This window comes from Intrasporangium chromatireducens Q5-1 (genome assembly GCF_000576575.1).
Taxonomy (GTDB): domain Bacteria; phylum Actinomycetota; class Actinomycetes; order Actinomycetales; family Dermatophilaceae; genus Intrasporangium_A; species Intrasporangium_A chromatireducens.
On record NZ_AWQS01000356.1, the window covers coordinates 1 to 2,917 of the forward strand.

Below are 2,917 nucleotides of genomic sequence, written 5' to 3' on the forward strand. Positions count from 1 at the left end.
CCGGCCGGGACGCCGTCCCGTCCGGGCGGGCCGGCCACGAGCCGGCTGCCGTCCGCGGCCAGCTGGCCCACGACGGCGCCCCAAGCCGGGTCACGGTCGGTCCGGTGCAGGTCCACGCACCAGAGGCACGGCCCGGCCGCATCACCTCGGACGACGGGACCGATCGACACCGCCGACCCGTGGGGCACGACCGGGACGTGGGGGACCCGATGGCGGAACCACACGTCGCCGCAGCGGGGGTCGAGCGCGGGGGTGCCGGTCAGCAGCACGAGGTCGGGCCGGTGCCCGGTGAGGTCGGCGAGGACGAGGTCGACCGCGGGCCGACCCTGGGTGACCCGCTCGACCCCGAAGCGGCCGAGCAGCAGGGCCACCTCCGCTGACAGCGGCCCCGCACCGTCGACGAGAACGTGGCGTCCGGACGGGACGAGGGGAGCGGGGCGGTCCGGCTCGAGCAGGTCGAGCCGCGACACGAGGTCGAGCAGCTCGCGCCACCGGGCCGCGGGAACACCGGCTCGTGCCGCGTCCCGGAAGGTCTCCATCCGGGAGCGGGTCCCGTCGAGCGATCGGAGCAGGTTGACCTCCGCGGCACTGATGCCGGCCACGATGACGCCGTCCTCGGCGAAGCCGAACTGCACCTCGTCGCCGCCGCGCAGCACCGGTCGAAGCCACGGCTTGAGGCGGGGTCGGTCGGACATGGGCGCTCCCGGTGGGCTGACGAGTCGGCGGCAACTCCAGACTCTCAGGAGGCGAGGGCACGCCGGGAGCGTCGTCCACAGGCGCGCACCGGGCGGCAGGCCGCCGCCGGGCAGCGAGGAGGGGCGGAACCGACGCGGTTCCGCCCCTCCGACGTTCGAGACGCCAGCGAGCCGTCAGGCCTTGCCGAGGATGCGGTTGAGGTTCGTGCCGCACACGGGGCACTGGCCCTTGGCCATCCGGCGGCCGTTGTCGGACACGACAACCTTGCCCTCCGCCTCGCGCTTCTCCTTGCACTTCACGCAGTAGAACTCGCCCTTGTAGGTCTCGTCAGCCATGGTGTCTCCTTGTTGCTGGCACCCATCGGACGGGTGCTGGACTTGGTCAACCCTAGAGCACGCTGAGCACGAATTCATGATCGGCCGTGCGTGGGCGCGTCATGGACCGCCGTGCTCGAGGCGCGCAGGACGCCCGCCCAGAGCCGTGCGGACGGCGTGCGGGACGTGCTGGTGCCCCACGGCCGCGTCGATGAGTGGACCCAGGTCGGCCGCCGACCCGGGCGGCAGCGCGCCGACCGGCCACCACCGCACATCGAGGGACTCCTCGCTGACCGCGTGGCCCGCGGCCGGGTCGGCGACCGCGGCGAACCGGACGTCGAGGTGCTCACGACACCGACCGAACGCCGCCGGCAGGGTATGCCGGTCGAGGTGCACCACCTCGGGGAACACCGTGAGCCCCCGGATGCCGCTCTCCTCGCGGGCCTCTCGCTGAGCGGCGGCGCGGAGGGACTCGTCGGCCGCTTCGAGGTGCCCACCGAACTGGAACCACGCCTGCGCCTTGCGGTGGTGGGTCAGCAGCACCTCCTGCCCGTCCGGGGAGAGCACGACGACGCCCGCGGTGAGGTGGGCGGGACCGCCGTCGCGGCGCAGCGCCGCCGGTCCCTGCTCGAGCAGGGCGAGGAACTCGTCACGCAGGCCGGCCTGCTGGCCGCAGGGCGGCTCCCACCCCGCCAGCACGCGCTGCGCATCGCACCACAGGCCTTCGTATGCCGCTGTCCCCGCTCCCTGGGGCACCCTCACCGAGCGTCGTCCCCCGGCTCCTCGCCCGGGTCGCCTGGCTGCCCACCGGGTGCCTCGCCACCTGCGGTGCCGGAGCGCTCGGCCTCCTCGAGGATGCCCTTGAGGACGGTGTCGAGGTCGACGCCGAGCGACTCCTCCGTGCCCGGCTCCGCTGCGCGGCCGGTGGCCCGCTCGACGTAGCCGATCGGGTCGTCGAGGTCGGCCGCCGTGGGGGCCAGGTCGGGATGGGCCCACCGGCCGTCCCGCAAGCTCGCGCCGCCGGCGTCCTCGAGGGCGGCCCAGAGGTTCGCCGCGTCACGCAGGCGTCGGGGTCGCAGCTCGAGGCCGACCAGCCCGGCGAACGTGCGCTCCGCGGCGCCGCCGACCCGGCGGCGCCGGATCGTCTCGGCCAGCGCGGCCGACTGGGGCAGGTGACGGACCGTGGTGCGCTCGGTCACGTGGTCGACCCACCCCTCGGCGAGGGCGAGGAACGTCTCGAGCCGGCCGAGTGCGACCTGCTGAGCCGGGGTGGGGGAGGGCGTGAAGAGGTTGCCCTGCAAGGCCGTCCGCAGCGCCTCGGGGTCACTCGGGTCGACGCTCGTCAGGGCCGACTCGATTGCATCCGTGTCGATCGTGATGTTGCGGGCGTACTCGGCGACCGCCGCGAGCAGCTGCGGGCCGAGCCACGGCACCTCGGAGAAGAGCCGGATTCGGGCCGCCTCGCGCACGGCGAGGTAGAGGCGCACCTGGGCCTCGTCGATCTCGAGGGCCTCCGCCATCGCGTGCACGTTGCCGGGCAGGAGCGCGACGACGCCCGGCTCCGTGATCGGCAGGCCGACCTCCGTGCCGGTGACCACCTCCGCCGCGAGCGTGCCGACCGCCTGGCCGAGCTGAGCGGCGAACATCTGGCGACTGAGGTTGCCGAGCATCGGCGCCCACTGCTCCAGCATCTGTGCGGGGTCGAAGCCTGGCGGCAACCCCGGAGGGGCGGCGTCACCGAAGGCCCCCGGCCCCAGCTCGCCCATCTGCTTGCGCAGCGCCGCGGACGTGGCAGCCGTGACACCATCGGAGACGGGTTCGACCAGCTCGAACCAGCGCGGCATGGTGGCCTCGACCCACTCGGCACGGCTGAGACCGGCCGCTCGCCACGACGGCGCCGACAGGGT

At 74.4% G+C, this 2,917-nt stretch carries 4 protein-coding genes; all 4 read right to left on the minus strand.

Going from position 1 to position 2,917, the window contains the following annotated elements:
• Positions 1–695: hypothetical protein (locus tag N864_RS23855; protein ID WP_051518888.1), on the minus strand; the 695-nt coding region annotated here is incomplete at its 3' end.
• 174 nt (positions 696–869) lie between these two features.
• Complete coding sequence (locus tag N864_RS25550; RefSeq protein WP_020143053.1) at positions 870–1,031, minus strand: DUF5679 domain-containing protein; 162 nt, start codon at positions 1,029–1,031, stop codon at positions 870–872.
• 99 nt (positions 1,032–1,130) lie between these two features.
• Positions 1,131–1,772, minus strand: coding sequence for an NUDIX hydrolase (locus N864_RS20885; RefSeq protein WP_081794101.1), 642 nt, complete (start codon positions 1,770–1,772; stop codon positions 1,131–1,133).
• Positions 1,769–2,917 (minus strand): zinc-dependent metalloprotease (locus N864_RS20890; RefSeq protein ID WP_034721927.1); only part of this gene is annotated, 1,149 nt, incomplete at its 5' end. The genes N864_RS20885 and N864_RS20890, both read right to left, overlap by 4 nt.

Coding starts and splice junctions, on each gene's coding strand:
- N864_RS25550 (WP_020143053.1), bottom strand. CDS start 1,031: ATGGCTGACGAGACCTACAAGGGCGAGTTCTACTGCGTGAAGTGCAAG.